We start from the raw sequence: 25,851 nt of genomic DNA on the forward strand, positions 1-25,851 counted from the left end.
ATTTTGTTAATTGTATAGTTGTATATACATGTATATTCAATAGGCAAAAATGTGACGCAGATAAAGTTGATGATCGGGGGTACATTATCATTTATGATAAATATCAATAAGATGACAATGATTTACTTGGTGATAAATCGGGGAATTTTTTTGCTGGTTTTGTGTTTTATATCACATTTGCTTTACATTGTCGTCACAACTGGATGCCGCCATCATGGATAAAAAACCTCTTTTCCTTTTGGGTTAAAGAGGTTTTTGTGGCCCAAATAAGCAGACTATGAACTAAAATGCCCTTTTAATTTATATCGATGGCCCGGAAACAATAACTTGGCACTGGAAACAATACCTGTTTTCGACCACGTTCGGCGGCTGATTGACAAACAAGGCGTATTTGCCTCAATTTGCAATAGTCGACAAGAACGGGCATCTCCCGCGACGGCTTCAACGATATGCTCGCCTTCCGTCAAGGGCGCGACTTGCGATAAATAATCATGGGCCGTTTGTTGGCTAAAATCTTGCCTTAAATACTCCGGCGCAGCCTGAGCATTGACATAGCGATCTTCAATCTGAACTGGCATATCATTTTCATAATGTAGAATGATGGAATGGTAGATAGGCGAACCGACCGCAATACCAAATTCCGCTGCCTGTGTCATATTGGCATTCACCTCAGAAAGTTTCAGCACCTTGCAACTGTGTTGATGAGAGCGTGAAGCAATTTCATCCGCAATACTGTGGATTTCAAACAGAGCCGACTGTCCTTTCGGCTCAGAAACAAACGATCCTACACCTTGCAGGCGGAACAGAAATCCCTCCGCCGTCAGCTCTCTCAGTGCCCTGTTAGCGGTCATGCGACTACAGTTAAACTGCCTGACTAATTCTGCCTCAGAAGGAACCCGATCATGGGGTTTCCATTCTCCTGTATAGATTTTTTCAACAATCGTCTGTTTGACTTTCGCATACATTGGCACTGGCTTGGCCAATGTATCTGATAAATCGGCCGTCACTATCAATTCCTTCTACTTTTTATTCATATCATTTATTCATGCCATTTATTCATGCCACCAGTGCACCAATTGCCATGCAAGACGGGCCGCCGCTTTTCCCCCCATTCCTTGAATATCATACAAAGGATTGAGTTCGACCAAATCTACGGCTTGTAATTTTTTGCTCTGACAAATAAGTTGAATGAATGGCAATAAACGGTCCAGCGGAACACCCAACGCAGCCGGAGCGGAAACGGCCGGCATCTGCCAAATGGGTAACACATCCAGATCGATGGTCATATAGATGATATCCACTTGATTAATGATATCTTGTAATTGCTGCTGTAGCTTGTCCGGCATGGGTTCAACACACTGAGTATCCCAAATAATCGTGACATCAAGGTGATTGGCCTCATCCAACAACGCTTGGGTATTTGACGCCAAACTGGCACCGATGCAAGTATAATTAAACGGGCGCTGGTGCTGCTGGCAATAATGGGCAAGCTGCCGGAATGGGGTTCCTGATGTCGGCTGCGGTGAATTTCGCAGATCCAGATGCGCATCAAAATTAATGATGCCTATGCGTTGTGTCGGAAACGCGCGATAAATCCCCATGCCATGAGCAAATGCCGTTTCATGCCCGCCACCAAAAATCAGGGTTTTCATCTTATGTTGCAGGCAATGGTGGACAGCATCACTGAGGGCATTCTGCGCTTCACTTAATTTTTCAGGATTAGCACGAATATTCCCCAAATCCACCAGCCGATCATGCCCCTGATAACTGGCTAAATTCGCCAATGATTGACGCAAATATTCAGGCCCCAATTTCGCTCCCGGACGACCTTGGTTAAGTTTGACGCCTTCATCACACTCAAAACCCACTAGCGCAATATGATGAGGAAATGCTTCTGGAGAGAAACTGACGGGCTGTTTTATGGTCTGGAATACACGCAAAGCATTATCGGCTTCAGCAAGATCATTACGCCCTTGCCAAATGTTTTCTGATGTTGGATGCCATAAATTCATCTTCTTTCCCTCGCCACTATTAATGATTGCCAATGTCATTATCATCAGCTTGACTTACGTGGTCATGATGCGTGATTTTTCCGCGATAAATGCGATAAACCAATGGGTTATGACCTATCTCATATAAAATATCCACCGGGTTATGAGCATCCCAGACAATGAAATCTGCCCTATAACCCGCAGATAATTGGCCGTGGCTATTTGCCCGCCCCAATGCGCGAGCCGCATGGATTGTAACACCTTGCCACGCTTCTTCTGGTGTTAAACCAAACTGCACACAAGCCATGTTCATGATCAGGCGCAAGGAAGCAAAAGGACTGGTGCCGGGATTAAAATCTGTCGAAATAGCCATCGGAACACCATATTCACGCAATAATGCGATAGGTGGACGCTTCGTCTCTTTCAGGAAATAAAATGCCCCGGGCAACAACACGGCAACCGTTCCACTACGGCTGAGAGCCTGAATGCCTTTTTCATCCAAATATTCGAGATGATCCACTGACAGCCCCTGATATTCAGCAACCAGTTCACTCCCGCCCAAATTGGAAAGTTGCTCAACGTGACCTTTTACAGGGATATTCAGGTGAGCGGCTGCATCAAACAGACGCTTGGTCTGGCTAAGGTTAAAACCGACGGTTTCGCAGAATACATCCACGGATTCGAATAACTGTTTTTGCCACAGGGTGGGCAGGATGGAGTCACACACTAGATGAATATAGGAATCAGGGTCATGGTTATATTCCGGGGGAACGGCATGAGCTGACAGTAGTGTTGGGCTTATTTCGATGGGATTTTTCTGTGCCAATGCCAGTACTACATTTAGCTGTTTCTCTTCATTCTCCAGATCCAGCCCATAGCCTGATTTCACTTCAATGGTGGTGACGCCTTCGGCAATCAGCGCATTGAGACGCTTCTGGGCAGCCATTTCCAATTGTCGGGCCGAACTATGGCGAGTGGCAGTGACAGTGGAATTAATCCCGCCCCCTTTAGCACTGATTTCTTCATAAGAAACCCCATTTAACCGCTGCTCCCATTCCGATGCACGATTACCCCCGAAAACCAGATGGGTATGGCAGTCGATCAAACCCGGAGTGATTAGTCGCTGTCCGACATCAATAATCTGACAGTGGTTGGCTGGCACACTCTCCGTTGGCAGAACGGCCAAGATCTTTTCATTCCGCACAATAAGATCATGCTGCTCTAACATTCCATAATGATTTTTACCATCAATGCCCTTTATTGTAGCGTTCATTGTGGCAAGTCTGGCATTGCGCCAAATAACATCGCTGTCTTTCAGTTCAATCGACATGATTATCGTCCTGTTATTCTTTCTTATTGATATCAATTTTTATGTTGTATATACATTTATTTTATAACCAAACACGATTGTCAAATCATTTTGTGAACAGCTTGTTGCTAAAAATGATGGTGCCTAAGAAAAATCGCAAAAAATCAGGTACACTTAGCGAAATTTGTGAGTGAATTAACGTGTAATGAAGAAGAAAAACCGATTAAACCAAGAAGACATCAGTCTATTCAGAACGTCTGTTGCGGGATCTCGTCGCATTGTCCAAGATACGGTTACCCATACCCCGAAAAGAAAAAAAATAAGTCATGTCGCCCCTGAACGTCTTATGCAAGAACAGGTTGATGCCAGTTACTATTTTTCCGATGAGTTCCAACCCAATTTGGATACGGAAGGCCCGACCCGTTACCTTCGGGAAGGTGCCAATCATTATGAATTAAAGAAATTACGCCGGGGCGATTATTCACCTGAGCTTTTTCTGGATTTACATGGATTAACCCAGTTACAGGCCAAACAAGAGATTGGGGCTTTGATTGCAGCCTGCCGCCGTGAACACGTCTATTGTGCCTGCGTGATGCATGGCCACGGTAAACATATTCTCAAGCAACAGGCCCCCTTATGGCTTGCCCAACATCCCGATATTATCGCCTTTCATCAGGCTCCTAAAGAGTGGGGAGGGAACGCCGCGTTACTCATTCTGATCGAGATGGAGGAATTCACGCAGCGCTAATTGATTCTCAGATGATATTAGAATTTGGTCGCTAGTTGGGCCGGTGAGGTTTGCCACAATAGGCTCCCTTTTGCTGCCTGATAATCCCACTTCACACAAGCAATGCCGGATGTCGCAAACATCGGGGGGGGTTGCCCGGGGCAGAGATCAGAAACCAAATAGCCCACCAACGGTAAATGGGAAACCACCAATACCGATTTGTGCCCTTGTGTTGATAAAACATGTAAATAGCTGGCGACCAGTGCGACATCACCCGATGGAGTCAATTCATCTAACACTTCCTCACTGTCAGGTAATGTCAGGTATTCACGGACGACCTCTAAGGTTTGTCCGGCCCGGAGATAAGGACTGACCAGGATATAATCAACATCAGGATCTTGCTGCTCAAGCCAATAAGCCATTTTCCGTGATTCCATACATCCACGAGGCGTCAGTTCCCGGGCCGTATCACTGATTGAATCTAAGGCAGCATCACCGTGACGCATAATAAAAACGTACATAATCCACCGTCTAGTTAATTGTGAACCAACCTCAAGGCAAGCCATTTACGGTATGAATAAGTCGGCTAATTTGATATTAACAAGCTAAAATTCGATAAAAAACGTTTCAATTAGCATTAATTGGCATTCTGCCCTAAAAAAAGGGCAAATAAAATGGTTAAAAACAGTTGATATATCTGTCGTTCCATGTGTGTCTATTTCTTTATTATATGAAAAATAAAAACCATGAAAAATGGTAATAATTCCCGGCAAAAAAACGGCTCTTGATGAAAAGAGCCGATGTGATTGATTTAGGTATCCCCTGCATCTTGAAATCTATGGGGGCATAAAACCATAAGCTATGAGTAAAATGTCTTTTTCTGTTCAGCCATCTGGATTAAACCTGCGCATGGCGTAAACCTCTCTCCATGCTGTTGTTCCAGCCGACGTAAAATTTCGACAACCTTATCACTGCCAAGTTTATCAATATAACGGAATGGCCCACCCAGAAACGGCGGGAACCCAATGCCAAATACAGCACCAATATCACCATCACGGGGACTTCTTATAATCCCCTCATCCAAACAGCGAACGGCCTCATTCAACATCAGCATTACACAACGCCGGGCAATATCAGCAGGTAATATTTTTATCGCTGGCTTGATTTTTAATAAGGTATAAATCGATGCATCAACTTCTTTGGATTTCTTGCCGAAGAACCAAAATGAACGCTTTTTATTCGTATAAGAATAAAAACCACGGCCATTCTTTTTGCCTTTCCGATCATCTTTTAAGACCGCATCCAGAATCTCTGGCGCAGCAAATCGATTACCCAGTTGCTCTACCAAGATAGGGATGATTTTAGTACCGACATCTATACCCACTTCATCCAACAAATTGATTGGGCCAATCGGAAAACCAAAGTTCACCAGAGCCTTATCGATGTGATCAATCGGCTCTCCTTCCAACACGCAATAACCCGCTTCATTAATGTAAGGTGTCAGAATCCGGTTCACATAGAACCCGGCTTTATCCCCGACAACAATCGCGGTTTTTCCCTGTTTCTTCGCCAGTGCAACAGCGGTTGCAATCGTTTTTTCACTCGTACCTGCATGTGGAATGACTTCAACCAACGGCATTTTGTCAACCGGGCTAAAATAGTGAAGGCCAATGACCTGTTCTGGTCGTGTCGCCACCTCCGCAATTTTGTGAATAGGTAACGAGGAAGTATTAGAGGCAAAAATAGTTTCAGGTTTCGTGTTTTCTTCAATTTCTGAAACCATTTTGCGTTTCAATACCAAATCTTCAAATACCGCTTCAACCACGATATCCGCTTGCTTAAATCCGCTGTAATCTGTGGTTCCTGTCAATAAAGACATCTGCTGAGAACGCTCACTTGATTTCAGCCGCCGCTGTTTTACCCGCTTAGACAGAATATCCCATGTATATTTCAGTGCCTGATTAATGCCTTTTTCATTAATATCTTTAATGCGGACAGTCAGGTTTCCTCGTGTCATGGTCACGTTGGCGATCCCTCCTCCCATCAGACCCCCCCCCAAAATACCCACCTGCTTGATCTCAGCAGGCTGCTCTGACGAACCTGTTTCATTTTTTAACGCAGTCGAAGCAAAGAACAAACTCCGCAATGCCACCGATTCCTGCGACATCGCCAATTCGCCAAATGCCCTGGCCTCAGCCTGAAATCCCTTATCTAATCCTTTCTCCAGACCGGTACGGATCACATTGAGAATTTTCTCCGGTGCGGGATAGTGGCCGTGAGTTTTTGCCTGCGTTTTTTGATGTGCCGCACGAAATAGCAGCGACCTACCCAATGCACTCGCCAACATACGCTGTGACCATGCCAATGGCTTGCGCTTGGCAATGCCTGTTTTCGCATTGCCTTTTTTAACATCATGGCCTTTTTTAACATATTGCACAGCAACATCCAGCAAGATAGGTAAAGGAACGGCGTCATCCACGACGCCCAACCGTTGCGCTTGTTTTGCCCTGAGTTGACGGCCAGTCAATATCATGTCCAGAGCCGCACTGACACCAATCAAGCGTGGCAAGCGCTGGGTTCCGCCCGAACCCGGTAACAACCCAAGCTGAACTTCCGGTAAACCTAGGCGCGTTTTATCATCCAGAGAGCAAATGCGGGCATGACAAGCCAATGCCAATTCCAGACCGCCGCCCAGGCACGCACCATGAATGGCAGCCACAACCGGTAAAGGATAGTTGGCAATCTGCGCAAATAGTTTTTGACCTTTCTCGGCCAATGCTGTCGCTTCTTCCTGAGTTTGGCAGGCTGCTATCATGCTGATATCTGCACCCGCAATGAAAGAGTCCGGCTTCCCAGAGACAATCACCAGCCCTTTCAAACCGGACACTTGCTGCGCTTTCTCAAACATTTTTAAAAATTGTTCAACAAATTCAGCTTTCAGGGTATTCACTTTCTCACCCGGCACATCAATCGTGATGACGCCCACCTTGTCATCCCTAACAGAAAAATCGAATACCGATTGTTTCGGTTGTGCCATTGACATGACCGTTTCTTGTTCAGCCTGAGCCATTACTCTACCTCCAATACCATTGCAGCACCCAAACCACCTGCGGCACAGGCTGTCGCCAACCCAAACCCACCACCGCGACGACGCAATTCATTTAATGTCTGGGTAACCATTCTGGCTCCCGTTGCAGCAAATGGATGCCCATAAGCAATTGACCCGCCCAATACATTGAATTTATCCATATCTACTTCACCCATTGCCTGAGTACGCCCCAGCTTTTCACGGGCAAATTTTTCACTGGCAAACATGTTTAAATTCGTCAATGTTTGGGCGGCGAATGCTTCATGCATGTCAATGAGCGTCAATTCGTTCAAGGTAATACCCGCCCGATCCAGCGCCAACGGCGTCGCATAAGAGGGTCCCAGTAGCATATCTTGCCAAACATCAATGGCAGAGAATGCATAACTACGCAGATACCCCAATGGAGTCATCCCCAGCGCCTTGGCAACTGATTCACGCATCAACATGACAGCGGCCGCGCCATCTGTCAGTGGCGTACTATTTGCTGCCGTGACGGTGCCATATTTACGATCAAAAGCGGGGCGCAATTTAGCATAAGAGGCCAGAACTGAATTTTTCCGAATGTTATTATCTTCAACCAATGTGTCGCGGTATGGCGGGAAATGAGCCGATACGATTTCATCATTCAAAAGCCCTTGCTCCCAAGCCTTAGCGGCTAACACATGGGAACGATGTGCTAATTCGTCCTGATCTTTACGGCTGATATGATAGGTTTTTGCCATCTGCTCCGCCGTATCTCCCATCCTTAACCCCGTAGAATATTCGGCAACAGCAGGCGATACTGGCAATAAATCACGTAACTTCAAGCGGCTGAGTAATTTCAGCCGTTGAGGTAAGCCCTTAGCTTTGTTCAGGTCTACCAGAGTACGGGCTAATGACTTAGTGACGCCAATCGGCAACACAGATGAAGAGTCAGCCCCTCCGGCAATGCCTATATTGACGGTACCTGCCATAATACTTTCAGCCACATTTGCAATTGCCTGGAAACTTGTCGCACAGGCACGGGAAACGCTATAGGCATCAGTATTCACACTTAAGCCTGCCCCCAAAACAATTTCCCTTGCAATATTCGGTGCTTCAGGCATTTGAACAACTTGCCCAAAAACTAATTGGTCGATCTTCTCAGGCGACAAACCGCTCCTAATGACCAGTTCGCTGACAACCGCCTTTCCTAAATCGACAGCCGGGATCCCGTGGTAGAAAGTTGCCTGTTTCGCAAAAGGAATGCGCAACCCGCTGACAATAGCAACACGTTCTTTTGGCGGTGTTACTTTTGTTGAAGAACGACCCATAGCAACTCCTGACAATAATTATTAATTAAATCAATTGATTGATTAAAAATATTTACTCACCTCGCAAGAGGTCAGACCTGATCAAGCATTGTTAACGCAATGTTGGGAAATAGCAAACAGGAATAAACGAAAAATGCGAGCAAGCGCAACTTTAAGCTATTTATAATTTACACAACTTGGACGGGGAATGTGCGATAAAAATAAAGAAAAGGTGATGAGTTACAATAAAAGAAGAATTATTACAATAAATGACAACTGATTTCCCACTGTTTGAAATGACAAAACAATGGGAAAATCATCATTCAGAGTGGATTAGCGCAATCCTAACTGAAAAATCAGTGCTTCTGCCTGACAGCTAAAAGTGAAATCTACAGATAATTGTATTCCACCCTCAACTGCTTCGATTTTATGATGTATAACGCATGGCTCTGATTCCACCGCTTTTGCCTTTTGAGTCAACGTATTAAACATAGTTTCAGCTTCTTGCCCACTGGCAAAAACACACTGGTAAGAAGCAGTACAATCTTCATTATCAATGACGGTTCCTACATCAACACAACAACAGGCAGCAGTTTCTTCCGCACGACAACGGTTAATGGCATCAGGCATTTCTATTTCTCCAACGATAAAAACTTGCTGATAATATTACGAGGTTCTGACTATGGATAACCAGCATTTACGCTATTTGATGCCATTTATCTCACTATTTATTGATCTCATCACACGAACCTGTTTTTATTTACACTTCATTAACATTGGTTGTCGTATTTTTGTTAAGCAAGTCCCATTTTAGCAATCATCTTGGTTATATTTTGAAAACATTCTTGCAACATATTCTATGTTCGAGCCTATACTTCGTGCACTGGTCTGATTTGTCATTGTAGCAAACCGACTCTACAATTCCGCGCTCTCAGCTACTTGAGTAGCATGTTAATAATAATTAAACAATGAGGTTTTGGTTATGAACCAGAAAAACCTGTTTACACGTTCAGCATTAGCAGTGGCGGTTGCAATCATCTCATCCAACGTTAATGCTGCCGGTTTTCAATTGAATGAGTATTCATCATCAGGACTAGGTCGTGCATTTTCTGGGGCAGGTGTCGTTGCAGACAACGCTTCCGTTGGCAGCCGTAACCCTGCGGCCATGACTTTATTTAATAGCCCATCGTTTTCCGGTGGCTTAGTGTATGTCAACCCAAATGTTGATATCACTGGGCAGTCACCTCTCACCAAAAATAGCACTGATGCTAAAAATATTGCGCCAAATGCATGGATCCCCAACCTGCATTTTATTACCCCGATCAATGATCAGTGGTATGTGGGTGCATCTGCGACTTCCAACTTCGGTCTGGCAACCAGTTTCAGCAATAACTACTCTGCTGGCCTGCTCGGTGGGAAAACTGATCTTAAAACCGTGAATCTAAACCTAAGTGGTGCTTACAAATTTAATGATCAGTTCAGCTTTGGCTTAGGTGTCAATGCTGTTTATGCCGATGCTACAATTGTTCGCCATATGGGTGAAATCGGTTCTATAGTATCGAAAATGACAGGGCTCAATATTCCTGCAAGTGCTGAAGCGGCTAAACTGGAAGGTAAAGATTGGGGCTACGGCTGGAATACGGGACTTCTGTATCAATATGATGAAAATAACCGTTATAGCTTAACTTACCGCTCAAAAGTCAAAGTTAAGTTTAAAAACGGGGATTACAGCAACGATCTGCCATATATACCAAAAGCCTTTGATAATGGTACTAACGGCAAAATAGTTAAAGGTAAATTGGATCTGAACTTACCTGATATGTGGGAATTTTCGGGTTATAACCGCGTAGCACCACAGTGGGCAATTCACTATAGCCTCCTGTACACAGGCTGGAGTGAATTCAAGGAATTAAAAGCGACAAGAAGTGATAATGATAGCGTTGCATTTGAGAAACATGAAGGTTTCCGCGATGCTTACCGTATCTCGCTGGGTACCACTTACTACTACGACGATAACTGGACATTCCGCACCGGTATCGCATTCGATGAAAGCCCAGTACCCGCTAAAAATCGCTCTATCTCCATTCCGGATCAAGACCGTTTCTGGTTAAGCGTGGGAACCACTTACGCATTTAATAAAGATGCCTCTGTGGATGTTGGTGTTTCCTATATGCGTGGCAAAAAAGTACATGTTAGCGAAGAATTGCCAGAAGATGTTCAGAAAAAAGGGTTCAATACCCCTTATGAATTCGATTCCAAAGGAACCGCATGGCTATACGGCGTGAACTTTAACTATACGTTCTAATACACGTTCTCACCAAATGCCGTGATCTAAAAAAGGATAGCACCCGCTATCCTTTTTTGATTATCGAACCCTGATTAATCAATGGAATCCAATTCATCTTGAATGCTGGCTGCATTAGGATTTTTTTCTGGTTCCAACTGGCCGCCATTGGCCATAAAATTGTGGCGTTGGAAGTAAGCATCACGCACCATCAAATACGGATCAGAAGAGTTTTTTAACAGACCATCAGAGTCCAACAAACGGGCACGGGTTTCTATCCCGTCGAACATCCACTTTCCTACCGACATCCAACCAGTGAGATAACTCAGCACAGGATAAGTCATATCCGCAAAGTTACCGCCTTCATCACGCAATGTGAAACTACCATAACCCGGCAGAACAACATACGGGCCATAGCCCACATTATAGTGACCTAATGTACTGCCAAAACGCATCGGATCTTCTTTTGCCAAGTTAGGATTTGCCATGGAAGCGACATCAATAAACCCGCCCATTCCCAAGAGTGTGTTTAAAAAGAAGCGGTTAAAGTGTTTTGCACCTTCATGGATATCGCCACGCAAAAAACTGTTAACCATACTGGCTGGCTCTTCCAGATTGCTCATAAAATTGCCAATACCATTCCGGGCAGGCGTCGGCACATAATTCCGCCATGCAACAGCCACAGGCCGCAGAACATAAGGGTCGAGAACATCATAATTAAAGTTGAACATAGCACGGTTAAACCCTTCCAGCGGATCAGAACGCCCCTGTTCACTCGTATTCGATGGACTGGCACATCCCACGAGTAAGACTGCTGTAAGAGCAATCCCGCTTAAACGATACTTCATATTGTTCTCCAAATAATTATTTTTTGACATCAACCATCATGCTGCAAACCAGCCAATGCTCCTAATATGTTAAATATACTTCCAATTTTTCATTAATGGTAATCAAAAAGAGTGGTGATTATATAGGCAAACAATTCTCTGTCCCTTATCTTTAGCAAAAAAAGCAGGTATACTCAGCCTCCATTGTCCCCTTAGTAAAATGGATATAGAGATAAAAAGATTTATAACAATGATTTTAAAAAGAAAAATAAAAAATATAATACCTTAAAAGTACACAAATATGTACACAAATCAAAAAATGTCTGCCTTACTTCACCCTATTCAGTACCTGTATTTTAGTTGAGTATCTCATCAAAAAAACTGCAATCTCCCAAAAAGAAAAACGCACAATCATAGAGCAATGGGAAAGTAAGCTGTTGTCACTATGATGCAACATGCTGATTACGGGGATGGACTATCAGTAAGTTAAAAGGCGGGGATTTCATTTTTATTAACAAGTTTTATCAGTCGTCAGATAAATATTATTATTTTCTGTTTGTTATTTTATGTCATCCTGCTATCAAAACATGCAACTCACCCACTGAATTTAGTCAAGACGTACTCTCCAGTATTGATGAACCTATTTTATTGATGTTCACAGGCGGAGCAGTCACCCACCGCCTTCATGTTACTTAGCAATCTGTATTGTTGATTAGATGAGGGAATAAGTATGAGTATTCAAGATAAAAAGCCTGATACAACAACTTTAGAAACTGATGACCTTGTTGTCGTTCCAACACCGAAATATGTTAAAGAAGCTATTGAAGAACACGCAGCAAGTCGTAATCATCCAGATGCTACGTTGCAAGATAAAGGTTTTGTTGTCCTGAGCAATGATACTGGCAGTGATAGCGAGACGATGGCTGCAACACCCAAAGCAGTGAAAGCTGCATATGATTTAGCTAATACCGCCAATCAAAACGCCCTTAACAATAATTTTGATCTCTATTTGGAGAAGAAACAAAACGGGGACGATATTCCGAATAAAGCGGAGTTTGTGAAGAATATTGGTTTATCAGAGCTGGTTTATAGAACCGTAGGGAATGGACCGAACCAGATTCCTGACATGTCATTTTTCAAACGATATGGAGATGCTCAAAATGGATGGGTTCAATACCCTAATGGACTAATTTATCAGTGGGGCGTGACATCAACTCGAACATATGACGAGGTGTATATAACATTTCCAATACAGTTTAGTTCTGGGGTATCTATGGTCAGTGAGCATGATAATGGTGGAGGTGCGGTCAGAGCTATATGGCAAATAAATGATATTAGCTTAGCAGGTTTTTTAGCAATAAATTTGGGAACATTACAGCGAGGAGTAGGCACTTTTAATCCTTCTGCTCTGTCTGCCTGTCAGTGGCATGCCTGGGGATTCTAATGATGGCATATTTTTACAGCGCAGTGCGTAATTCATTCTATCCTACTCATATGAAACAGGATTATATCAATGTGGGTTCATGGCCGGATGATGGGATTGAGGTCAGCGAGACTATTTTTAATGAGTTCGCGATTGATTCTACCCCAGAGGGTAAATATCGTATTGCTGGCTCAGATGGTCTGCCAGCATGGGCTGATATTCCGCCGCCAACGCCTGAGCAGTTACAGCAAAATGCTGAACATGAGAAACGGCAATTACTGAGAACAGCAGCAGAGAACATTGATATCTGTCAGGACGCGGTTGATTTGGATATCGCCACCGATGCCGAACACTCCGCATTAACCGCATGGCGTAAATATCGGGTGCTGCTCAATCGGGTAGATTGCACTACCGCACCCGATATCGAATGGCCGGAGCTGCCAAAATGATAATAGGGGCTGCGTGCCCCTCAAGTTATTCTGTTTTTTGTCTTAAGTTCCACACCGAATCTTCCGGCATCTGGACACGGACGTCCAGTCGAGTTCCTGCGGGTAAGTCACAGGGTTCATCATCGGCGTAATAAATCTGTTCTTTCGTGCATTTCATGCGCCTGTTCTGTAACCGGGCGGGCATGTGGATGTTTTGTCGATGAGTGACCTTGATTTCAATGGCTCCATCCGGCAATACCTTATCCTCGACATACACTAACTCATTGCCGTTAACATCAAGGGGAACACTAATACCGCCATGTACACCCCATGCACCATCTGAGTTATAGCCCAGAACACCGGTGATTCTGTAATGACCAAGGCCAAGTTTAGTGACAGTCGCACCCTCTGATTCGTCATTGGTGGTAAATGTGCCGTCAGGGTGAATTTGGATGATGGGGGAGGATTGTCGTATATAGCCACTGTTATCACGGTAGCAGTTTCGGTTCAATATTAAGACAGGTTGTCCGCTATAATGCAGATTCCCTGTGTTATATAACTGTAACTCAAACCAGTTTTTGCCATGATTATATGAAATTAATGCATGGTTTTCTCGGCTCGTGCTAATAACCAGTCGCCTGTCATTCGAACCTGTGCGTTTGACCCAGAAATCAGCTTCAACAATTAATCCGCCATCTATAACACCCCCAGCTTTTGGCAGTGCATTTTCCGCCTGCTCCACCGTTTTCACTAAACCAAGGTTTTTCACAAACTCTTGTCTATTGGGAATATCCGCCCCGTTCCTTGATTTTTCGAGGCGGTTGTCAACTGACTGGGTTAATCCTGCGATTTGCTCATTCATTGCCTTAATCGATTGCAGCGATACTTTCTGTCCATTCGGCAATGTCACGTTAACCACGCCATTCTCACTCATCCATCTGTCCATATTCTGGAGGAAGTTGATAATATGGCTGTTAATCGCCACCATATGCCGGACGCCATCGGAGACAGAATCAGGGAGGGTAATCTGAATCTGGTAGCTCACGTTATTCAGGGTGACAGCGGCATTGTCTGCCAGTACCAGTTCGGTATCGGAGTTCACCGCCTGAATCATGTGGAGTAGATTACTATTGCCGGACTGGATTAAGATAATCTGACCGGGGGCAATGCCGTTGATGTTGTCTTTAAATCGTGTGCCGGTTCCACGGACAATAGCCGAGCCGGACACAGTGTTAATTGTGCCTTGTGAATAGTACATGGTGTGTTCCTGAGAGGTTAGAAGTTGAAGTAATCTGCGGCGTCTAAGATAAGAATAGGTCTTTTGGTCACATAGGTATAATCTGGCCCTGAATATCCATATCGGTCATAACTGGATGACACTCCAACACAAATGGAGCCAGAATCATAATTTCCTACCGCCAGATCCTCTTGTCTTCCCTTTCTGCCTGACATCCAGAAGTGTTTAGCTGCGTGTGACGGGATATACATAGGGCGTTCAATACCCGAAACGGGTATTCGTTCATTTTTTCCATATGAATTGATGTAGATCTCTGTCGGTTTGGTCAATACGCCGACCCCTGACGAAAAGGTAATATCCCCCCGATTATTCCTGAGCCGTAACCCATAGCGATCATTCTCAAATCGCCCGGTTGCATCAATATCGGAGAAAATCACCAGCCAAAAAACAGCCGACATTTTATTTCCGTTGCGTCTGTCACAACAAGTGTACGAATTCTCCCCTGGAGTCATTATCGCGTAAGGAGTTTCCGCGCAAAAAAACACCAAACAATTACTCCGGTTTAGCCGGGGATCTATTTGGGAAAAGTCCAGCTCACCATCAATTTTCAATTTCGCTTTGTGTGAGACATACGAAAAACCACTGCGCGGAACATCAATATTGAAATTGGTATTATTTCCTATTTTCAATCCGGCACGTCCCGTTCGATTCTCTGGGTAGGCGAGTATTTTGACAGCGGTATATCTCGGGTCTCCGTTCCACGCTGTCATTGACATGTCAGTAATCGTCACGGTATCACCATTCTGTGAATATATGATCCGCTCCTCTCCTCTGTCCAGCCGGGCATGGGAATCACCAAACTCGAAAACCAAGCCGACCATTTCGTCACACGCCACCATTGACTTATATCCAGACGGAATTTTAACAGGGCACGTCCATTGATCCTCACCTGGCATTCTTCCACGCCGCGCTCCGGGCGTGTTATAACTGACATCCGCCAACCACACCAAGCTGGCTGGTGCGGTTTTCTCATTAAAAATAAAACTTGTGCCATCATGTGGATTAACGATTTTGAGTCCATACACACTCATAAGAAGACTCCCAGTTCAATTAATGCGACCCCATTAGAGTTAAACAGATACCAGCCCTGATCGGTGAGTCGGGTGCGGTAGCCGTTACCCGACCCGTTAATTTCCAGAAATCCGGTATTGGCATCAATGCGAAAGCCCCGCTGATTAGGAATGTAATTCGTGGATTTGATATCAATCCCCACCAATAACTTCTTGATGTTTGCCATATCAATAAACGTATCTTTGATAAACAACTGCCCATTCTTGGACGCCATGAACGGCTCCATCTTTCCATTGGCTGGGTTAAACCAGACGAAGTTATTGGCATTGAATCCAATCGAGGTGTAAACCTGACCGTTTTTCACCTCCGCCCCAATCACCATCCCGGCTTTATAGAATTGATCCTTGTACTTCACCCCGGCACCAATGTCATAAATGGCATAGCCGTTACCTTTGATATCAAAGACTGCCGTGGCTTTCTCGCTAATGACGGCAGATTGCTTGTCAAGTTGAACCTGCGTGCGACGCTCACTGCCTGCCAGAGCCTCATTCATTTTCGCAACGGCTTTCTGGCTTTCCTGAACACTGGCTGCCTTAGCCTCTGCAATCTCCGCTTCCACGCGGGTATGCTTTTCTGCCCAAGCAGACTGGGAATCCGCAAACACCCGGTCAAGCCGCTTAATTTCCGCCTTGTTCTCACCGTCGCGCGCCATCATGTTGATGGCATTTTCCTGTGTGGCGACCGCGTTGATAAGGTCAGCTTCGGACAGATAATCCAGTTGATCCTGAATGCGCTTTCCGGCTTCGGCGGTGAGGAACTGGTTGCCGACAGCATCCGTTAGCCATTTCGCATCACTGGAAGACTCACCCCGAATAAAGTCCGTCCACGGGGATTGATTGCCGGATTTGTCCACCAGACGCGCACGGAACCAAAATGCGACGCCTGCCGCCAGTCCCTGCAATACATGTGTACGCTGGGGGTAGGGAATATCCGCCAGCAGCATCAACCCTTCGCCGTCATTGGTCTGGCTGTACTGAATTTCGGTTTTCAGTGTGTCGTCAGTCTGTGGGGCAAAGCCCCAGTCTAGCTGGATGCCGAAGATAATCGGGGTTGCCCTGAATGCCAGTGGTGCCGGAGGGTTGCCCTCTTTGCCTTTCAGGTGCGTTTCAGAGGCGTTTGCCCAGACACTGGAAATTTCCGCTGCATTAATTGCCCTCACCCGCGCCTGATAACGCCCGGCGTAGATATTGGGAACCTCAAAGCCCTGTGTAGATGTTCGGGGGGCAGATATCCAGTTTCCGTTATCCCGACGCCATTCCGCCTCATACGCAATCGCACTTTCTGCCGCATCCCATGTTACACGTAAGGTGGTCACTGCAATGCCCTGATTCACGACTGAGTAATTGCTAATGGTGACATTTTTCGGCGGAGGCTGAACACCCGGAGGAATAACGGAAATGGGGCGTTCTTCGATACGGGTGCCGGTGTCAATGTGGTCATACTTGCCGGGGTTATGCTCAACGGCGGTGATCTCAAATGACACGCCATCCTCCCCCTCTTTAATGCCGGTGACCCTGAATTGCTGGACAGCCAAATCCGTGGCATCAATCGCCCAGACACATTCAGCGGCTGGCAGTTCTGAGTATGATGTGGTCACAGTGACGACTTTTCCGTTAACCGCCTGAATGGTGCGTCCTTCCGCTTTGCCTGACGGTAAGTTGAGGATTAACCGCTCGCCCACTTTTGCCGAAGAGACCCGGTCTAAAGTTATATTGCGTCCATCCGCTGTGCTGACCCGGCCGCCCAATACCCGACCGGAGAACATTTCATCTGCCACCCCGATAACATAACCGGGCAGCGGAATTTTGCCATCCAACCCCACGGTAAAGGTGATCATCCGATCATACTCGTTGGTGTGCAACACCCATTTTCCCCGTCTTTGGGCTTCACTCTGGCGGGTACAGCCAATGGCGGTGACATCGGCCTGTTTGACCTGAAAGCGTTTTATCAGCCGGTAATCAAAGACAGGTTCAATCGCATCCTGATAGCCGTTCTGTGGATCTGACCAGCTCACCATTGCCGTGGAATAGTGGGTTTTCTCGCTGGCACTGGAGTAGGTAAACTTACCATCACGAACATTGGCGCGGGTGTAGATATAGTCCATATCGCGCGGCATATCCGCCAGCACATTCATGTTGTTATTAGCCCAGAACGTCATGCCCCGGAAAATACCCGCAATATCCCGCAGGACTGTCCATGCATCCTCTTGTGACTGGATATAGACATTACAGGTGTGTCTTGGCTCCATACCGCCTTTGCCATCAGGCACCAACTGATCACAATACTGGGCAACCCGGTACAAATCCCATTTCGCCAGATTCAGATTTTCTGGCTTGACCCGTGTCCCGATACTGAACCGGTCATTATTCATCAGGTCATACAACACCCATGCAGGGTTATCTGTCCATGCCCATTTAAATTGTCCCGACCACACCCCCGAATAAGTGCGACTTTCGGGATCATAGTTATCCGGCACGCGAATAACCCGCATTTTCGGCTCGCACGATATTTTAGGGATACTGCGGAACTGTTTGGCGTCAAACTGGACAAATAACAGTGCAGTTTCGGGATAGCTCAGTTTGGCGTCGATAACCTCCGTAATGGCCTCAACCACCATCGCATCGGCAATGCGGTTGCTGGTCTGTTTCGGGGTCAGACGGCGTACCCGTACCTGCCAGCCTGAATGCGCCTTGGGCAGATCAATGCGGTGTGAGCGCTCATATTTCGTGGTTGTCTTACCGTCCACGGCCAGCGTGGGTAATTCCTGATACGAGCCGCCGTCTGTTGCCACATCTATTGTGTAATTAATGCGATATCCCACCGTATCGCCGTCTTCTTCCTGCTTTTGCAATTGCGGCCACGATAGCCGGATACGCACGGCTGACAGTTGAGTATTGGTGACCGATCTGACCCATGATTCCATTAACTCCGTACCGACCGTCAGTTCATTTTCCACGGCCGGCATACCGGGAATATAATCTTGATGCGGCGTTCCATGGCGGAATTCCCATTTCACCCCCTCAAAGTTTGCGGTACCGTCAGGACCTATAATCGGTGTGTTATCCAGAAAGATATTAGTGCCATTGAGTCCGCCCGCAAATTCCCCTTCGCCCAACGCCAATAGGATTTTGGCATAGGATGTTGATTGTAATGAATCTGGCGATTCAACGGGCGTGCGGGGACTTTCCTGACCGCCCTTGCTGCCATGAATAAGATGTTTTCCCATATTTCACCCATAAAAAAGCCGCAAGTGCGGCGAGACTAAAATAATGAAGATGTAATGAATTTATTGCTGGTCTTCGGCATAGATGCCCGCTGAGATAATGGCACCCCCGATACGACGCTTGCCATACCCCACCGGAACAGGATTCCCCTGTGCAATCGAGTTTACAGGTCCACCAAACGCGTAGCTGGGTTTGTTATCTGGGTCTTCCCGTCGTGCCAGTCCGCCCGGCATCGGTGATAACATCTGCACCACGCCACCCAGCATCATCCCGATACCGGACATCACCATGGGTGCCCCCCACGGCGTCGCCCACATAAACGCCCCGGCAACGACCATCACCGCGCCCAAGATAGTCTGGAAGACGCCCGCTTTTTTGCTGCCGATAATGATCGGGGCAATGCGGATGTCATCATTACTGGAAAAGTCCAGTTCATCACGGTTGATATTGCGTTTTCCGTTGAATACGGCAAAGGTTAACCCGCGCTCTTTGGCATTCAGCAAAAACTTTTCAAAGCCGTCGATAAGGACGGATAGCGCCCTGATCGCCTCTTGAGGGGACGATACCGCCAGTCTATGTTCTCGCCCGAATTGAGCACCCAATACCCCATACAGCCGTACTGTTCGTAGTGTGTTCATGAATTTACTCCAATAAAAAAACCGCCGAAGCGGGTGGGGTCATATGACGCAGGGTAATCATCGTCCGTTCCTGCCAATATCCACTGTAAGGCACGCGGTTACTGAGTTGCCCGTACATGTGGTGCAACATCAACCCCTCACCGATATAGATCCCGGCATGATTGGGTTCGCTGGCCTGAACCTGCATAATAATTACATCACCCACCTGTAATTCACCGCTGCACTCGACAAAGTCAGCCGATGCATAGTGTTTCAGATACAGATTTTCGCCCCGGTTCCACCAGCCATCAGAGCGTGCGAAGTCAGGGATTTCAATATCCCGCTCCAGCCGATACCAGTCACGTACAATGGAGTAACAGTCCCAAATACCATGCACGAACGGACGACCAAGCAAAGGTTTTATACCCTCTATCGGCATAATCGTGCGAATATCGCCCTCCGGCCATGAGACGATCACCCACGGAACTTGTGACAGGTCACACTGGGCAATATCTAACTGACTGGGTTGTGTTGTCGCGTCAGGGTGACTGTGAACAATGGCAACAATCGTCCCCATATCTTCGGCCTCGGTGTAGTCTTCGGGATGCAGGCTGAATTGTTCTGTCGGAGCAGGGGCAGTATTGCGGCAGCGGATATATTGCTGTTTGCGACTATGTTGAATCACCAGCCCGCAACATTCATTGGGGTATTCATCTTTGGCGTGAGTCATGATGGCGTTAATTATCGATTTTCGCAGCATATCCATATTAGCGCCTCAATAGCGCAGAACCGGGAAAGCCACCAAATGGCAATTGAGATTCTTCACCATATCGGGCTTTGCAATCGCTCATCAGCCCACCGCACGCATCCCGCGACGGATCATCGACTGGATTACCCTCTTCATCAAAATACCGATCACCCGTATAGTTGCAGGGTGACTTTCTATACAGTCCACGAATACACCACGTACACAGACTGTGAATCTGTCGCGTCGGAATTTGAATACCTTGTAAATCAGCGGGTGAAGACAAGGCGAAGTGAATTTCCGTATTATCTTCATGCGTCTTGCTGTCGATATAGAAGACGTCAATTTTCTCCTGCGTGGGATCGGCTTCCGAGTTGCCTTCGGGGAAATTACGGGCATCCAGATAATGCGCAAAGGTCATATGAATAGTAACCTGAGCCTGAGCCATATTTTGATAAGCAAGGCACATTGCGCTAATGGTACCATCCAGATTGGCAACACTGAGTGTGGGTGATACTGTTCTACCATCACCGTTTACCTCCAATCCCTCAATTCTCACAGGCCACGGTCTATATTCCACACCCTGCCACCAAATAGATTTAATCGGCAAGTCGTCTGGGTTTTCCAGTTCCGCTTCAGTGTAAGGAATAGAATGATTGTGAAAGAAAAGTTCTGGCCCACCAAAAGCCGAACCATCGACCGAGAATAATAGAATCTTGCTCCCGGATTCCAGACGTTGGAGATCTGCGTTAATAGTCATGCGCTGAATGCCTGTTCAAAAGTTGCTGATATTTTCATAACTCCGCTAGCAAAAGGGGTCATGGTTATTGAGTCGGCTGTTATCCGGTATAGCCCTTTCTCTCCGAATGGTGGTGTCCAGATAAATGATTTTGCTGTGTGGCGGCGGATAAACTTAAATATTGGCATCACCTCTTCCCTGCTTCCCATGTAGGAATAAGGCCATGATTGCGTTTCTGAATTAATCCCATCTGCGACAATCTGTTTATAGCCATCACCAAACTCAATTGATTTAACCCGGTGTTTAAACTCACCGCTGGGCGAATCTTGGATTTGAGTTCGCCATTTGAACTCTTCAATAGCCATATAAGCTCCAATAAAAGAAAACCCCACGAAGTGAGGTTATTTGTGACGTAAAAAACCGCAATTAAGCGGCATTGAATTGTTTACAGGTTGTGTTTTCTGCTATTACACTGAGGTCAGTTTACAACAAACAAATACCGGGGACAGATCATGAACAACAATAACGCTCATGCGCTAATTGGTCGCACTGTTTGTCAATTGCTGGAAACTGATTCGCTGATATGCAGCAAGGATGTTGTCGCTACTATGACTGATATTTTCAATGCTGAATATCAGGGTGTCTATGACGAGCTATGCGAGAGTTACAATCAAGCTCTGCTCATGCTGACGCGGGATGCTGAACATCCGAGAATTATTCAATAGTTGACTACTGGCATAAATGGAAAACCCGCCGGAGCGGGTTAGTTATTGTCTCTGAAATCTTGAGCTATTCTTGCTAGATAACTCATTATCTTGGGATTTCTGGCTTTACCATGAGCATCAGGATGCATTACTGCCAATAAGGAGTACTTATGTTCCTCCAAAAGCCCCTGAACGTAAACTAAGCAAGCATCGTTTTCAGGGTTTCCCTGTTCGCACGTTCTGTAATACTGGACTCTATTCTCAGGGAATGAGTCCGGTGGAAAACGAAGATGAATATGCATCATGCACGATTTATATGCTGCCTCTGGCTGGGTATAAGCGGCATCCCGACCAAAATAATCAGGGATTTTTCCAGTCTCTTTGTAATACTTAAAGTCTTGAAGAATGGCTCGTTCAAGATCTGGATGTTTCAGGAAAACTTTTTCAAAAAATTCTTTTCTTGTATGCTTGTTTATTGATACGTCTACCTGTTCCATCTATCATCCAGTAAATGAAAAGTTTTCAGACTCAATCTTTTTGGTTGTATAAGCAGCTAACTCAGATAGAGCGGCCTTGTTTATATCACTTTTATAAATTTCAGGCAAAACAAACAATTGACGAGAAAAATCATTTAAGCGCGTTATCTCAAATCTAGCCTTTGCCACTGACTTAAGATAGTTCCGCAGTTCTTGCTTTTCTCCATCGGGTTGATTTTGCTCTAGCATAGCCTTAAGCACCTGCTCAAACCCTCTTATAGCGGCTTCACAGGCTTTGTTCATATTCAAGTCGTTTTGAATCAAAACTCCACGAACTTGACTTTCGTCAAGACTTAGAAGGTTTAGATAATAATCACTGATTTCATTAGTTATCGAATCAATAATTTCTCTTCTTTCTTTGTATTGAGTTTTTAACTCATCCAGGCTATTAATAGTCTTGCCTACATTAAAACTAAACATACGTCGTTCGTCCTCTGAATCCACTTGATCAGCAGCGAATGAAGGAACTGTTAACGCTCCCCCAAATAAAATTCCTGCCAAGCAATTCTTTAGTGATAGATTCATGACGTTTTACCTTATCAAATAGTTGATCATAGTGAGTCACAAACAGTCATAGAGTGTCACTAAGTATCACTATATGATACATAGCGTAATCTTACAACTACGAGATAAGAGGCAATTAACAACTTATATATGCATGATTAAAGAAGATGCACGCAAGTTAATGGCAAACTTTAAAAAGATAGCATCATGTTGCCATCACTTTGTATTAAATGTTATACATGTGATGAAAATCAGATAAGCCATCCATGGCTTGGGGGAGGCTACACTGACAGCGTATCCAGTCTGAGATTATTTAAAACCCATGAGCTATTAAAATTGCTTGGTTCCAGATGAGTGGTCAATCTTTTAAGTATTGACTGCACCATTCCAGAGTTACGCGCACTTTCTCTCGGTATGGTGTGAAATTTCTGAGCCAGTCTATGTTCTGCAACGTTTAAAAGCGGATAAACATCTTCCATAGCAGAACAGCACATCATTAAGTAGTGCCATGACCAACACAGCGTGATGAGTTCATCATCAGATATCTGTTGCTTAACTTCTGGCGCTGGTAGTTCTTCACGGCCTAAATATTCACCCTCTAACGCCATTTTGTGAACATACTCGATAGCCTGTGGTAGCTGTTCAATGGTTAGCTCATCAATATGCTCTACATTGAAACGCTGGTGAACCAGAGAGTACGCCTCCGGATACATGATACCCTTTTTGCTTACCAAGAGATTGACGGCGTTCTTTAACGGGTTGCGTTCTTGGACTGTGGTTTTGGTTGTCACTGGCTCCGATTCTTTCTCAACTTCCCGATCCAGTATATCCAGTACCCATTTGCGGAACTCTTTAGCAACACTTGTCTTAGAAAACATAGCCACCAGATGAGCGCCACGAAGAGAAAAGACTCTTACTGTTTTCTGGTAATTCCCTGAGACACTCATTTTGAGGGTCTCAGTCATAGCTGAGGTAAACTCATCAGAATTACGCTCATAAATCTGAGTAACCGCGTCTGATTTTTTGTATTCAAGAGCCTTTGCTAACTCTACCGCAGTAAACCAGATTTTGTTAGCATAGGTTACTTGATTAAACACTGTACTACGGAAAGTTAACTGATTAGTGTTATTCGTTTTGCTAATTGCTATACTTGTCATGTCTATTCTCCTGCTAGAGTTGTAGACGTTTTACAAGAAGCCCCTGACTATTGCAGTAGTTGGGGGCTTCGCCGTTTTGGAGCGACACTATTTATTGCGTTATTGTAACGTTTTGTAAAGGAATTTAGCCGCGAATTGCGAGACGCTTCGAATATTCAACTATTTATACGCGTATTACGAGTAATTAACTATTGTTAGTACTGTTGATTATTGGTAAATTAGTTATTCCTCTTAAAAAGATCATTGTTTCGCCGTCCTTGGCTCAAGTCCTCAAGCTACTTCAACACCGTGAATCAGATGTCTGAGCGCTTTGATTCCATTCTCGTTATAACGGAATGCTTCGACTTGTTTATCTGAGTGCGCTGATTTGTCCAAAAAGAACTTTCCGTATTGTTCATTTTTGAGGTTGTTCTTGTTGGCAATGCGTCCAATCTTGTTGGCTGACACTTCCAGCATGCCACCCACCTCACCAGCGGTGTAGTGGTGTAGTACCTCTCTTCCAGTACAGGAAGAGGGACAGCCTCAAAGCCGACGATGGGGTTAACAATGTTGGCTGCTGCGCATTGTTTCGCTTCATTGCTCAAGTTTGGCATCAGGTCAAACAGGTTAGAGATCGCATCAACTGACATTTTCAGCGTTCTGGCGCGGCGGTATTCAGGCAAACCTGATTTGCTTTTCTCTGGTGATACTGGCGCTAACTTTCCAGTGCGGTAGTCAATGAAAGTCTGGTTAACTTGCAATTGGAATGCTGGGCTGATCCATCCTGCGTATGAAACTGCAAGAAGTTCGTGGGCGAAAGTTCCGGGAGTAGTGCCGCCTTTTTGTACCTTGAGCGCTTCTTGACCTACCGCCAAATTTGTCGGTAGCTCTGCAATCAACTCTTGAGCTTGCTTACTGCGCAGCCATCTGTTTGGTTCTTTGCTTTCACCTGCACCGCTCGCCTTATGAAGCGCATTCAGGTTAAAACGGCCTTCTGCATCGGTAGTGATTTCTACGCCCGCAATGACAGGAAGATTGCTATTTGCTATATTCATGTTGTCACTCTCTTTGTTATGGGTTGACGTAATCTTTAATTGCTTTCCAAGGTCTTGAAGATTTAGAAGCCTCGTTGGTTGCACCCTTCGAGGTTTCGCTTTTATTGTTCAAACATCTTTTTCTCATTATTAATACTCCACACCAGCCTTTGAATGATTGCTGAATTCAGAGATAAACCCTCTTCTTTCGCCTTTGACACAACGTGTTCTTTCACTCTTTTCGGTAAACGTAAGCTGAACGTTTCTGTTGCTCTTTCTGTGTACAGGGCATCTTTCATTTTCTCATTCCTTTCTTAATAAATGATGTCAAAATGACATGCATTTACATGATGTCAATATGCTATTACCATCTATTTAGAAATAAATTAGAAGGTAATGAAAATGACAAAGAAGCTCGTGGCGGCTCAAGATAAATTCATGCTCAGATTGCCCGATGGCATGAGAGAGGCTATTGCCAAAAGAGCAGATGAAAACGGAAGGTCAATGAATTCTGAAATTGTGCAAATTCTTCAAGATACTCTGTATGGCGGTGTATCGTTACCCATGGACGAAGAATTTTCTCGTGTCTACAAAGAGATGCTTGAGGCTGACGACTGGGACAATGATGATGCTTATTATAAAATTGATTTGCTAACATATCTGCTTATGGAAAAAATAGAGGCAGATAGTCGTAAATTCAGAGAATTACTTGATCTAAAAAAAGAACTCACCAACAAAAAAGCCCCGTAGGGGCTTTGTGTCTTCCTCATGTAGAGGATTAGCAAAAGTAACTGGCTGCACAAATGGAAAACCCGCTGGGACGGGTTTAGGCTATTTTTGATTTGGTCATTTCTGTGATTTTTTCGAATACTTTTTTGCTTGTGGCTATTGCCATT

The 25,851-nt window shown here is 45.2% G+C and carries 25 protein-coding genes and 2 pseudogenes; 6 read left to right on the plus strand and 21 right to left on the minus strand.

Annotated elements, in window-relative coordinates; all coding sequences use genetic code 11:
* Window positions 1-275: 275 nt before the first annotated feature.
* From hutC to hutI, 3 genes are all read right to left on the minus strand, one after another.
* A complete protein-coding gene (gene hutC, locus Xbed_RS07325) occupies window positions 276-965 on the minus strand; it encodes a histidine utilization repressor (RefSeq protein ID WP_208612210.1) in 690 nt (229 codons plus the stop codon).
* Between the two features lie 87 nt (window positions 966-1,052).
* Window positions 1,053-2,012: a formimidoylglutamase gene (gene hutG, locus Xbed_RS07330; protein ID WP_086112271.1), complete on the minus strand. Its 960-nt coding sequence runs from the start codon at window positions 2,010-2,012 to the stop codon at window positions 1,053-1,055.
* A gap of 19 nt (window positions 2,013-2,031) precedes the next feature.
* The gene (hutI, locus tag Xbed_RS07335) at window positions 2,032-3,321 is read right to left on the minus strand and encodes an imidazolonepropionase (RefSeq protein WP_086112272.1); all 1,290 of its coding nucleotides are present in this window, start codon (window positions 3,319-3,321) and stop codon (window positions 2,032-2,034) included.
* Between the two features lie 184 nt (window positions 3,322-3,505).
* Between hutI and smrB the strand changes: the two genes are divergently transcribed.
* Window positions 3,506-4,048, plus strand: coding sequence for an endonuclease SmrB (gene smrB / locus Xbed_RS07340; RefSeq protein ID WP_086112273.1), 543 nt, complete (start codon window positions 3,506-3,508; stop codon window positions 4,046-4,048).
* Between the two features lie 17 nt (window positions 4,049-4,065).
* Here the strand turns inward: smrB and sixA are convergent, their stop codons facing one another.
* The 4 genes from sixA to Xbed_RS07360 form a co-directional block, all read right to left on the minus strand.
* Complete coding sequence (gene sixA, locus Xbed_RS07345; protein WP_086112274.1) at window positions 4,066-4,548, minus strand: phosphohistidine phosphatase SixA; 483 nt, start codon at window positions 4,546-4,548, stop codon at window positions 4,066-4,068.
* 338 nt (window positions 4,549-4,886) lie between these two features.
* Window positions 4,887-7,097 carry a fatty acid oxidation complex subunit alpha FadJ gene (gene fadJ / locus Xbed_RS07350; RefSeq protein WP_086112275.1) on the minus strand — a complete coding sequence of 737 codons (2,211 nt, stop codon included), beginning with the start codon at window positions 7,095-7,097 and terminating at the stop codon, window positions 4,887-4,889.
* Window positions 7,097-8,407, minus strand: coding sequence for an acetyl-CoA C-acyltransferase FadI (fadI, locus tag Xbed_RS07355; RefSeq protein ID WP_086112276.1), 1,311 nt, complete (start codon window positions 8,405-8,407; stop codon window positions 7,097-7,099). Before fadI ends, fadJ begins: the two co-directional genes overlap by 1 nt.
* Before the next feature lie 312 nt (window positions 8,408-8,719).
* Window positions 8,720-9,016, minus strand: a complete 297-nt coding sequence (locus Xbed_RS07360) for a YfcZ/YiiS family protein (RefSeq protein WP_086112277.1) — start codon at window positions 9,014-9,016, stop codon at window positions 8,720-8,722.
* A 352-nt stretch (window positions 9,017-9,368) separates the two neighbouring features.
* Between Xbed_RS07360 and fadL the strand changes: the two genes are divergently transcribed.
* Complete coding sequence (gene fadL / locus Xbed_RS07365; RefSeq protein WP_086112278.1) at window positions 9,369-10,691, plus strand: long-chain fatty acid transporter FadL; 1,323 nt, start codon at window positions 9,369-9,371, stop codon at window positions 10,689-10,691.
* A 74-nt stretch (window positions 10,692-10,765) separates the two neighbouring features.
* Here the strand turns inward: fadL and mlaA are convergent, their stop codons facing one another.
* On the minus strand, window positions 10,766-11,518 hold the full coding sequence (gene mlaA / locus Xbed_RS07370) for a phospholipid-binding lipoprotein MlaA (protein WP_086112279.1): 753 nt from the start codon (window positions 11,516-11,518) through the stop codon (window positions 10,766-10,768).
* A gap of 709 nt (window positions 11,519-12,227) precedes the next feature.
* Here mlaA and Xbed_RS07375 point away from each other — a divergent pair.
* Window positions 12,228-12,941, plus strand: coding sequence for a tail fiber protein (locus tag Xbed_RS07375; protein ID WP_086112280.1), 714 nt, complete (start codon window positions 12,228-12,230; stop codon window positions 12,939-12,941).
* Window positions 12,941-13,369, plus strand: a complete 429-nt coding sequence (locus tag Xbed_RS07380) for a tail fiber assembly protein (protein WP_244182427.1) — start codon at window positions 12,941-12,943, stop codon at window positions 13,367-13,369. The genes Xbed_RS07375 and Xbed_RS07380 overlap by 1 nt, the downstream gene beginning before the upstream one ends.
* A gap of 25 nt (window positions 13,370-13,394) precedes the next feature.
* On the opposite strand, the gene Xbed_RS20140 is transcribed toward Xbed_RS07380, so the two are convergent.
* From Xbed_RS20140 to Xbed_RS07415, 7 genes are read right to left on the minus strand one after another with little or no spacing between them, the layout of a single operon-like run.
* Window positions 13,395-14,606 carry a phage tail fiber protein gene (locus Xbed_RS20140; RefSeq protein WP_244182428.1) on the minus strand — a complete coding sequence of 404 codons (1,212 nt, stop codon included), beginning with the start codon at window positions 14,604-14,606 and terminating at the stop codon, window positions 13,395-13,397.
* Between the two features lie 17 nt (window positions 14,607-14,623).
* The gene (locus Xbed_RS07390) at window positions 14,624-15,676 is read right to left on the minus strand and encodes a hypothetical protein (protein ID WP_086112281.1); all 1,053 of its coding nucleotides are present in this window, start codon (window positions 15,674-15,676) and stop codon (window positions 14,624-14,626) included.
* Complete coding sequence (locus Xbed_RS07395) at window positions 15,673-18,942, minus strand: TipJ family phage tail tip protein (protein WP_086112282.1); 3,270 nt, start codon at window positions 18,940-18,942, stop codon at window positions 15,673-15,675. The genes Xbed_RS07390 and Xbed_RS07395 overlap by 4 nt, the downstream gene beginning before the upstream one ends.
* A 60-nt stretch (window positions 18,943-19,002) precedes the next feature.
* A complete protein-coding gene (locus Xbed_RS07400) occupies window positions 19,003-19,578 on the minus strand; it encodes a tail assembly protein (RefSeq protein WP_086112283.1) in 576 nt (191 codons plus the stop codon).
* A gap of 4 nt (window positions 19,579-19,582) precedes the next feature.
* Window positions 19,583-20,317 (minus strand): C40 family peptidase, encoded by a 735-nt coding sequence (locus Xbed_RS07405; RefSeq protein WP_208612211.1) that lies wholly within the window; start codon window positions 20,315-20,317, stop codon window positions 19,583-19,585.
* A 7-nt stretch (window positions 20,318-20,324) separates the two neighbouring features.
* Window positions 20,325-21,062 carry a phage minor tail protein L gene (locus Xbed_RS07410; RefSeq protein ID WP_086112284.1) on the minus strand — a complete coding sequence of 246 codons (738 nt, stop codon included), beginning with the start codon at window positions 21,060-21,062 and terminating at the stop codon, window positions 20,325-20,327.
* The gene (locus Xbed_RS07415; protein WP_167371881.1) at window positions 21,059-21,406 is read right to left on the minus strand and encodes a phage tail protein; all 348 of its coding nucleotides are present in this window, start codon (window positions 21,404-21,406) and stop codon (window positions 21,059-21,061) included. Before Xbed_RS07415 ends, Xbed_RS07410 begins: the two co-directional genes overlap by 4 nt.
* Window positions 21,407-21,553: 147 nt before the next feature.
* Between Xbed_RS07415 and Xbed_RS07420 the strand changes: the two genes are divergently transcribed.
* Complete coding sequence (locus tag Xbed_RS07420; protein WP_086112285.1) at window positions 21,554-21,766, plus strand: hypothetical protein; 213 nt, start codon at window positions 21,554-21,556, stop codon at window positions 21,764-21,766.
* A 38-nt stretch (window positions 21,767-21,804) separates the two neighbouring features.
* On the opposite strand, the gene Xbed_RS07425 is transcribed toward Xbed_RS07420, so the two are convergent.
* The 6 genes and pseudogenes from Xbed_RS07425 to Xbed_RS07445 form a co-directional block, all read right to left on the minus strand.
* Window positions 21,805-22,242 carry a type II toxin-antitoxin system YafO family toxin gene (locus Xbed_RS07425; RefSeq protein WP_086112286.1) on the minus strand — a complete coding sequence of 146 codons (438 nt, stop codon included), beginning with the start codon at window positions 22,240-22,242 and terminating at the stop codon, window positions 21,805-21,807.
* Between the two features lie 3 nt (window positions 22,243-22,245).
* The gene (locus tag Xbed_RS07430; RefSeq protein ID WP_086112287.1) at window positions 22,246-22,806 is read right to left on the minus strand and encodes a hypothetical protein; all 561 of its coding nucleotides are present in this window, start codon (window positions 22,804-22,806) and stop codon (window positions 22,246-22,248) included.
* A 260-nt stretch (window positions 22,807-23,066) separates the two neighbouring features.
* The gene (locus Xbed_RS07435; protein ID WP_086112288.1) at window positions 23,067-23,942 is read right to left on the minus strand and encodes a P22AR C-terminal domain-containing protein; all 876 of its coding nucleotides are present in this window, start codon (window positions 23,940-23,942) and stop codon (window positions 23,067-23,069) included.
* 270 nt (window positions 23,943-24,212) lie between these two features.
* Window positions 24,213-24,619, minus strand: a pseudogene (locus Xbed_RS20675) (phage repressor protein); the annotation flags it as partial.
* A gap of 87 nt (window positions 24,620-24,706) precedes the next feature.
* Window positions 24,707-24,976 (minus strand): annotated as a pseudogene (locus Xbed_RS20680) (KilA-N domain-containing protein); the annotation flags it as partial.
* Between the two features lie 101 nt (window positions 24,977-25,077).
* Window positions 25,078-25,254 carry an Arc family DNA-binding protein gene (locus Xbed_RS07445; protein ID WP_086112289.1) on the minus strand — a complete coding sequence of 59 codons (177 nt, stop codon included), beginning with the start codon at window positions 25,252-25,254 and terminating at the stop codon, window positions 25,078-25,080.
* Window positions 25,255-25,357: 103 nt separating this feature from the next.
* Here Xbed_RS07445 and Xbed_RS07450 point away from each other — a divergent pair, with 103 nt between their 5' ends.
* Window positions 25,358-25,705: an Arc family DNA-binding protein gene (locus Xbed_RS07450; RefSeq protein WP_086112290.1), complete on the plus strand. Its 348-nt coding sequence runs from the start codon at window positions 25,358-25,360 to the stop codon at window positions 25,703-25,705.
* The last annotated feature ends 146 nt before the right edge of the window (window positions 25,706-25,851 follow it).

The organism is Xenorhabdus beddingii (genome assembly GCF_002127545.1).
GTDB classification, from domain to species: Bacteria; Pseudomonadota; Gammaproteobacteria; order Enterobacterales; family Enterobacteriaceae; genus Xenorhabdus; species Xenorhabdus beddingii.

Excerpts from the sequence above, each read along its gene's own strand:
- Xbed_RS07405 (WP_208612211.1), bottom strand. The coding sequence starts at position 20,317 with ATGCTGCGAAAATCGATAATTAACGCCATCATGACTCACGCCAAAGAT.
- fadJ (WP_086112275.1), bottom strand. The coding sequence starts at position 7,097 with ATGGCTCAGGCTGAACAAGAAACGGTCATGTCAATGGCACAACCGAAA.
- Xbed_RS07410 (WP_086112284.1), bottom strand. The coding sequence starts at position 21,062 with ATGACTATTAACGCAGATCTCCAACGTCTGGAATCCGGGAGCAAGATT.
- Xbed_RS07390 (WP_086112281.1), bottom strand. The coding sequence starts at position 15,676 with ATGAGTGTGTATGGACTCAAAATCGTTAATCCACATGATGGCACAAGT.
- Xbed_RS07425 (WP_086112286.1), bottom strand. The coding sequence starts at position 22,242 with ATGGAACAGGTAGACGTATCAATAAACAAGCATACAAGAAAAGAATTT.
- Xbed_RS07360 (WP_086112277.1), bottom strand. The coding sequence starts at position 9,016 with ATGCCTGATGCCATTAACCGTTGTCGTGCGGAAGAAACTGCTGCCTGT.
- Xbed_RS07435 (WP_086112288.1), bottom strand. The coding sequence starts at position 23,942 with ATGACAAGTATAGCAATTAGCAAAACGAATAACACTAATCAGTTAACT.
- Xbed_RS20140 (WP_244182428.1), bottom strand. The coding sequence starts at position 14,606 with ATGTACTATTCACAAGGCACAATTAACACTGTGTCCGGCTCGGCTATT.
- fadL (WP_086112278.1), top strand. The coding sequence starts at position 9,369 with ATGAACCAGAAAAACCTGTTTACACGTTCAGCATTAGCAGTGGCGGTT.
- Xbed_RS07430 (WP_086112287.1), bottom strand. The coding sequence starts at position 22,806 with ATGAATCTATCACTAAAGAATTGCTTGGCAGGAATTTTATTTGGGGGA.
- Xbed_RS07375 (WP_086112280.1), top strand. The coding sequence starts at position 12,228 with ATGAGTATTCAAGATAAAAAGCCTGATACAACAACTTTAGAAACTGAT.
- Xbed_RS07400 (WP_086112283.1), bottom strand. The coding sequence starts at position 19,578 with ATGAACACACTACGAACAGTACGGCTGTATGGGGTATTGGGTGCTCAA.
- Xbed_RS07415 (WP_167371881.1), bottom strand. The coding sequence starts at position 21,406 with ATGGCTATTGAAGAGTTCAAATGGCGAACTCAAATCCAAGATTCGCCC.
- hutG (WP_086112271.1), bottom strand. The coding sequence starts at position 2,012 with ATGAATTTATGGCATCCAACATCAGAAAACATTTGGCAAGGGCGTAAT.
- Xbed_RS07450 (WP_086112290.1), top strand. The coding sequence starts at position 25,358 with ATGACAAAGAAGCTCGTGGCGGCTCAAGATAAATTCATGCTCAGATTG.
- fadI (WP_086112276.1), bottom strand. The coding sequence starts at position 8,407 with ATGGGTCGTTCTTCAACAAAAGTAACACCGCCAAAAGAACGTGTTGCT.
- hutI (WP_086112272.1), bottom strand. The coding sequence starts at position 3,321 with ATGTCGATTGAACTGAAAGACAGCGATGTTATTTGGCGCAATGCCAGA.
- smrB (WP_086112273.1), top strand. The coding sequence starts at position 3,506 with ATGAAGAAGAAAAACCGATTAAACCAAGAAGACATCAGTCTATTCAGA.
- Xbed_RS07445 (WP_086112289.1), bottom strand. The coding sequence starts at position 25,254 with ATGAAAGATGCCCTGTACACAGAAAGAGCAACAGAAACGTTCAGCTTA.
- sixA (WP_086112274.1), bottom strand. The coding sequence starts at position 4,548 with ATGTACGTTTTTATTATGCGTCACGGTGATGCTGCCTTAGATTCAATC.
- mlaA (WP_086112279.1), bottom strand. The coding sequence starts at position 11,518 with ATGAAGTATCGTTTAAGCGGGATTGCTCTTACAGCAGTCTTACTCGTG.
- Xbed_RS07380 (WP_244182427.1), top strand. The coding sequence starts at position 12,941 with ATGATGGCATATTTTTACAGCGCAGTGCGTAATTCATTCTATCCTACT.
- Xbed_RS07395 (WP_086112282.1), bottom strand. The coding sequence starts at position 18,942 with ATGGGAAAACATCTTATTCATGGCAGCAAGGGCGGTCAGGAAAGTCCC.
- Xbed_RS07420 (WP_086112285.1), top strand. The coding sequence starts at position 21,554 with ATGAACAACAATAACGCTCATGCGCTAATTGGTCGCACTGTTTGTCAA.
- hutC (WP_208612210.1), bottom strand. The coding sequence starts at position 965 with ATGTATGCGAAAGTCAAACAGACGATTGTTGAAAAAATCTATACAGGA.